Here is a 5827-nt window from a genome sequence, read left to right as displayed (position 1 = left end):
GCACCGCCCCGGCACGTGCCGACGCCGTGCGCGGCCGCGCCGAGCCGTCGCCGCTGCGCATGCGCCTGGCACAGGGCGAGCCGCTCAACGATTACATCGGCACCTCGATCGAGCTGCGGCCCGGCGCCGCCGGCCATGTGTGGCTGCTGCTGGTGGAGGAACTGCCGGCGGGCAGCGAGGGCAGCCCGGTGCCGCGCAACCTGGTGCGCAACGTGTTCCGCCCGGCCTGGGACCTGCAGCGGCCGCTCACGCGCGCCGAGCAGGTCAAACTGTCCGAGGCCCGTTCCATGCAGATCCCGGAGGGCACGCACCGCGAGCGGCTGCGCCTGGTGGCGGTGGCCGAAGATGCGCGCGGCCATATAAAGGCTATCTCGCGCACCCAATGCGAGCCTTGAGGCACACCGTAGAATCAAGCACCGGGCCCAAGCATTGGCGACCCGGTTTTTTTTCGCCCGCCCGGGCGAGGCCGGCCGCGATCCAAGCGCTCACCTGTTGTTCAACAGTTTTCTGGAGCTTGGGAAAATGGAAATCTTCGACTACGACAAGGTGCTGCTGCTGCCGCGCAAATGCCGTGTGCACAGCCGCTCGGAATGCGACCCCAGCCTGGAGTTCGGCGGGCGGCGCTTCAAGCTGCCGGTGGTGCCGGCCAACATGAAGACCGTGGTGGATGAGTCCATCTGCCTGTGGATGGCGCGCAACGGCTACTTCTACGTGATGCACCGCTTCGACCTGGACAACGTGGCCTTCGTGCGGCGCATGAAGGAAGCCGGCGTCTACGCATCGATGTCGCTGGGCGTGAAGCAAGCCGACTACGCCACCGTGGACCTGTTGGCCGCCGAGGGGCTGGTGCCCGACTACGTGACCATCGACATCGCGCACGGCCATGCCGACACGGTGCGCGACATGATCGGCCACTTGAAAAGCAGGCTGCCCGCCGCCTTCGTCATCGCCGGCAACGTGGGCACGCCCGAGGCCATCATCGACCTGGAGAACTGGGGCGCGGACGCAACCAAGGTGGGCATCGGCCCCGGCAAGGTCTGCATCACGCGCATGAAGACCGGCTTCGGCACGGGCGGCTGGCAGCTCTCGGCGCTCAAGTGGTGCGCCCGCGTGGCCACCAAGCCCATCATCGCGGACGGCGGCATCCGCGAGCACGGCGACATCGCCAAGAGCATCCGCTTCGGCGCCAGCATGGTGATGGTGGGCTCCATGCTCGCCGGCCACGAGGAGTCGCCCGGGCAGACGGTAGAAGTGGAGGGCCGCCTGTACAAGGAGTACTACGGCAGCGCCTCGGACTTCAACAAGGGCGAGTACAAGCACGTGGAAGGCAAGCGCATCCTGGAACCGGTGAAGGGCCGCCTGCCCGACACGCTGCGCGAAATGCAGGAAGACTTGCAGAGCTCGATCAGCTACGCGGGCGGCACCAGGCTGGCCGACATCCGCAAAGTGAACTACGTCATCCTGGGCGGCGACAACGCCGGCGAACATTTATTGATGTAGCAACTCCAGCGCCAGCCCATGCAGCCGCTCTCCCGGCTGCGCCAGCGCATCCAGCACGCTGAAGTGGTTCAGCCCCGGCAGCGACTCGCACACCGGCACGCGCGAGGCGCCCCAGCGCTCGCGCACCAGCTGCAGCAGCCGGTGGTATTCCTCGCTTTCGTCCGCGCCATCGACGGCATACAGCGTGCCCTGCGCCGGCGCAGGCACGCGCGCGGGGCTGGCCTCTTCCACCTGCGCGGGCGTGAGCCGCAGCGAAGGCTGCAGGAAACTGGTGCGCATGATGGGGTCGAGGTCGTGCAGGCCGGAGACCGACAGCGCGTTGCGCACCAGGCCAACCGGCAGCGCCGCGTCCCTCGCCGTCCATTGCCAGGCAAGCATCATCGCCGCGAGCTGTCCGCCGGCCGAATGCCCGGCTACGGTGATGCGCGACGGGTCGCCGCCGAAGCGCGCGATGTGGCGCCAGGTCCAGTCCACCGCCTGCGCCATCTGCCGCGTGATGCCGGGCACGGTGTTGTCGGGGCACAGCGTGTAGCCGGGGATCACCACGCAGGCGCCTTCGCGCGCGAACGCGGCTCCGATGAAGGAATGGTCGGATTTGCCGAGCGCGCGCCAGTAGCCGCCGTGGATGAAGACCAGCACCGGGGCATGCGGCGTGTCCGTCGGGAAGACGTCGAGCTTCTCCCCCGGCGCGTTGCCGTACGGAAGGTCGAGTTCGCATCCGGCGGCGGCCCGCGCTTCGCGCGACGCCGCGTCCCAGCGCTGGAAGTACGTCGCGTAGTCCGGCACGCGCCCGCGGTTGTTGTACATGCGGTCGTACCAGGCGGAATCGGGATGGCTCATGGCCCGCATGGTGGCATAGCCATGGATCGCATCGTGCCTGAGCTTGCACCATCGCCATGGAATGGTATTCTGTATACGGAACTACAAACCACCCCCATGACCGCCCAGCTGCTGCGCATCGAATCCACGCCCGACCTGGTCGACCGCGTCTACCAGACCCTGCTCGACGCGATCAGCGACGGCTCGCTGGCACCGGGGCAGCGCTTCACGCAGGAGGAGATCGCGGCGCAGCTGGCCGTGTCGCGCCAGCCGGTGCTGCAGGCGCTGCGCGCGCTGAAGAACGACGGCTTCGTGCTGGACGCCAACGCGTCCGCGGCGCCCGGCACGCGCGGCCGCGGCCTGGTGGTGGCGCCGCTCGATGCCACCTGGATGCGCAATGTGTATGCGGTGCGCGGCGCGCTCGACGCGCTGGCGGCGCGGCTGGCCGCCACTGCGCGCTTCCGCATGGACCCGCACCTCATCGCGCAAGGCCGCAAGGCGGCGCGCGGGCGCAACGTCAAGGCCATGGTCGATGCCGACATGGCGTTCCACAGCGCCATCTATGCCGCGTCGGGCAATCCGCTGATCGAGCCCTCCGCACGGCTGCATTGGGGCCACCTGCGGCGCGTGATGGGCGCGGTGCTGCAGCAGGCGCGCCAGCGCGAGGCGGTGTGGGACGAACATGAAGCGATCGCCGCCGCGATCGCCGCGGGCGATGGCAATACCGCCGCGTGCCTGATCGAACAGCACAGCCGCGAAGCCAGCGACAACCTGGCGGCGCGGCTGGAACATGTGTTGAAGCGAACCCAAGGAGACAAGCCATGAAGCTGACCCCCGAGCAGATCGAGCAGTTCGACCGCGACGGCTACCTGTTCTTCCCCAGCCTGTTCAGTCCGGAGGAAATCCGCACGCTGACCGAGGCGGTGCCCGCCATCTATGAGCGGCGCGAGGCCTACAACGTGCGCGAGAAAGGCAGCGACGCCGTGCGCACCAACTTCGCCGCGCACATGTACAGCGAGCCGTTCGCCAGGCTGGCGCGGCATCCGCGCATGGTGGAGCCGGTACGCGAGTTGTTCGGCGACGACCTCTACATGCACCAGTTCAAGGTCAACGGCAAGATGGCCTTCGAGGGCGACGTGTGGCAGTGGCACCAGGACTACGGCACCTGGCTGAACGACGACATGATGCCGGAGCCGCGCGCGATGAACGTGGCCATCTTCCTGGACGACGTCAACGAGTACAACGGCCCGCTGATGTTCATTCCCGGCAGCCACAGAAAGGGCGTGGTGGAGGCCAGGCACGACCTGAACACCACCAGCTACCCGCTGTGGGTGGTGGAGAACGAACTGATCGCGCAACTGGTGGAGCGCGGCGGCGGCAAGAACGGCGGCATCGTTTCGCCCAAGGGACCGGCCGGCTCCATGATCCTGTTCCACGGTTGCCTGCTGCATGCGTCCACCAGCAACCTGTCGCCGTGGAACCGCGTGAGCGTCTACCTCAGCCTGTGTGCGGTGTCCAACCACATCCGCCGATTCAAGCGCCCGGAATTCATCGCGCACCGCGACTTCACGCCGATCGACTGCCTGCCCGACGACTGCCTGCTTGAGCCCTACCCGGTGGATCTGCCGTGGAAGAACGGCATGCCGGCCAGCGCGCTGGCGACCTCGCTCGAGCCGATCGACCAGATCAAGCAGGCCGCATGAGTCCCGCATGAGCCTCTACGCAAAACTCCAGCAGCGCGCGGCCGAAGGCCGGCCGGTGCGCGTCGGCCTCATCGGCGCCGGCAAATTCGGCTCGATGTACCTGGCGCAGATTCCGCGCACGCCAGGCGTGCACCTGGCGGCCATCGCCGACCTGTCGCCCGACGGCGCGCGCGCCAACCTGGCCCGCGTGGGCTGGGAAGCGCAGCGCACCGAAGCCGCCTCCATCGACGAAGCGCTGAAGACCGGCGCCACCCACATCGGCGACGACTGGCAGGCGCTGGTGCGCCACCCCGCCATCGACGTGGTGGTGGAGTGCACCGGCCACCCGATTTCCGCGGTAGACCACTGCCTGGAAGCCTTCGCGCACGGCAAGCACGTGGTCAACGTCACGGTGGAGGCCGATGCGTTCTGCGGCCCGCTGCTGGCGCGCCGCGCGGCCGATGCCGGCGTCATCTACTCGCTGGCGTTCGGCGACCAGCCGGCGCTGATCTGCGACCTGGTGGACTGGGCGCGCACCTGCGGCTTCCCGGTGGTGGCGGCCGGGCGCGGCCACAAGTGGCTGCCGCATTTCTGCGAATCCACGCCGGAAACCGTGTGGGACTTCTACGGCCTCACGCCCGAACAAGCGAAACGCGGCGGCCTCAACCCGAAGATGTTCAACAGCTTCCTCGACGGCTCCAAGCCCTCGATCGAAAGCACCGCGGTGGCCAACGCCACCGGCCTGGCGGTGCCGAGCAACGGCCTGCTGTATCCGCCCGCCAGCATCGACGACATTCCCAGCATCACGCGGCCGAAGAGCGAAGGCGGCGTGCTGGAGAAAAAGGGCATGGTGGAAGTGATCTCCTCGCTCCACACCGACGGCACGCCGATCGACTACGAGATCCGCATGGGCGTGTGGGTCACCGTGGAAGCCGAGACCGAATACATCAAGAACTGCTTCGAGGAATACAACGCCAAGACCGACCCGAGCGGGCGCTACTTCACGCTGTACAAGCGCTGGCACCTGATCGGCCTGGAAGTGGGAATGTCGGTGGCCAGCGTGGCGCTGCGCGGCGAAGCCACCGGCGTGGCCACCGGCTGGAACGCCGACGTGGTGGCCACCGCCAAGCGCGACCTCGCACCCGGCGAGATGCTGGACGGCGAAGGCGGCTACACCGTGTGGGGCAAGCTGCTGCCGGCGGACGCGTCGGTGCGCATGGGCGGCGTGCCGCTCGGCCTGGCGCACGACGTGAAGGTGGTGCGCCCGGTGAAGAAAGGCCAGAGCCTGACCTGGGCCGACGTGGCTATGGACACCGGCACGCGCGCCTACCAGCTGCGCCGCGAACTGGAAACGCTGTTCCGGCCGGCCATGCTGAAAGCCGCATGACAGGCATGGCGCGAAGCGCAGCCGCATGATGGGCCCTCCCACAACGAAAGGGCAGCCATGAAGATCGCCTTCCTGGGCATCGGACTCATGGGGTGGCCGATGGCGCGCCGCTTGTGCGAAGCCGGCTTCGAGGTGCACGCCTGGAACCGCACGCGGGTGAAGGCCGAGCAGCTGCGCCCCCATGGCGGCCACGTGCACGACACGCCGGCGCAGGCGGTGCACGGCGCTTCCATCGTGGTCAGCATGCTGGAGAACGGCCCCATCACCGAGCAGGTGCTGTTCGCGCAGGGCGCGGCCGCGGCGATGCAGCATGGTGCGCTGCTGGCCGACATGGCGTCCATCGCGCCGCGCGAAGCGCGCGACCATGCGGCGCGGCTGTCGGACCTGGGCGTGGACCATCTCGACGCGCCGGTGTCCGGCGGCACGGGCGGCGCCGAAG

The 5827-nt window shown here is 68.4% G+C and carries 6 protein-coding genes and 1 pseudogene; 6 read left to right on the top strand and 1 reads right to left on the bottom strand.

Annotated features, from left to right (window positions below):
• Together H0U68_RS22660 and H0U68_RS22655 are read left to right on the top strand one after the other, a co-directional pair.
• Nucleotides 1-395 (top strand): annotated as a pseudogene (locus H0U68_RS22660) (hypothetical protein); the annotation flags it as partial.
• A gap of 127 nt (nt 396-522) precedes the next feature.
• Entirely contained in the window at nt 523-1500 is a 978-nt protein-coding gene (locus tag H0U68_RS22655; protein ID WP_296359164.1) for a GMP reductase, read from the top strand.
• Here H0U68_RS22655 and H0U68_RS22650 read toward each other — a convergent pair.
• Nucleotides 1489-2340 carry an alpha/beta hydrolase gene (locus H0U68_RS22650; protein WP_296359163.1) on the bottom strand — a complete coding sequence of 284 codons (852 nt, stop codon included), beginning with the start codon at nt 2338-2340 and terminating at the stop codon, nt 1489-1491. The genes H0U68_RS22655 and H0U68_RS22650 overlap by 12 nt on opposite strands.
• A gap of 96 nt (nt 2341-2436) precedes the next feature.
• On the opposite strand from H0U68_RS22650, the gene H0U68_RS22645 reads away from it, so the two are divergent.
• From H0U68_RS22645 to H0U68_RS22630, 4 genes are all read left to right on the top strand, one after another.
• Entirely contained in the window at nt 2437-3144 is a 708-nt protein-coding gene (locus H0U68_RS22645) for a GntR family transcriptional regulator (RefSeq protein WP_296359162.1), read from the top strand.
• The gene (locus tag H0U68_RS22640) at nt 3141-4022 is read left to right on the top strand and encodes a phytanoyl-CoA dioxygenase family protein (protein ID WP_296359161.1); all 882 of its coding nucleotides are present in this window, start codon (nt 3141-3143) and stop codon (nt 4020-4022) included. The genes H0U68_RS22645 and H0U68_RS22640 overlap by 4 nt, the downstream gene beginning before the upstream one ends.
• 7 nt (nt 4023-4029) lie before the next feature.
• Complete coding sequence (locus H0U68_RS22635) at nt 4030-5388, top strand: Gfo/Idh/MocA family oxidoreductase (RefSeq protein ID WP_296359160.1); 1359 nt, start codon at nt 4030-4032, stop codon at nt 5386-5388.
• Between the two features lie 57 nt (nt 5389-5445).
• On the top strand, nt 5446-5827 hold a 382-nt coding region (locus H0U68_RS22630), incomplete at its 3' end, for an NAD(P)-binding domain-containing protein (protein ID WP_296359159.1).

Source organism: Ramlibacter sp., from assembly GCF_013697775.1.
Taxonomy (GTDB): domain Bacteria; phylum Pseudomonadota; class Gammaproteobacteria; order Burkholderiales; family Burkholderiaceae_C; genus Ramlibacter.
The sequence above is the reverse complement of the archived record's forward strand: the minus strand, read 5'-3'. Positions and strand labels throughout refer to the sequence as shown.

What these genes read in the sequence shown, in the direction of transcription:
- H0U68_RS22635 (WP_296359160.1), top strand. Translation starts at nt 4,030, where the DNA reads ATGAGCCTCTACGCAAAACTCCAGCAGCGCGCGGCCGAAGGCCGGCCG.
- H0U68_RS22650 (WP_296359163.1), bottom strand. Translation starts at nt 2,340, where the DNA reads ATGAGCCATCCCGATTCCGCCTGGTACGACCGCATGTACAACAACCGC.
- H0U68_RS22640 (WP_296359161.1), top strand. Translation starts at nt 3,141, where the DNA reads ATGAAGCTGACCCCCGAGCAGATCGAGCAGTTCGACCGCGACGGCTAC.
- H0U68_RS22655 (WP_296359164.1), top strand. Translation starts at nt 523, where the DNA reads ATGGAAATCTTCGACTACGACAAGGTGCTGCTGCTGCCGCGCAAATGC.
- H0U68_RS22645 (WP_296359162.1), top strand. Translation starts at nt 2,437, where the DNA reads ATGACCGCCCAGCTGCTGCGCATCGAATCCACGCCCGACCTGGTCGAC.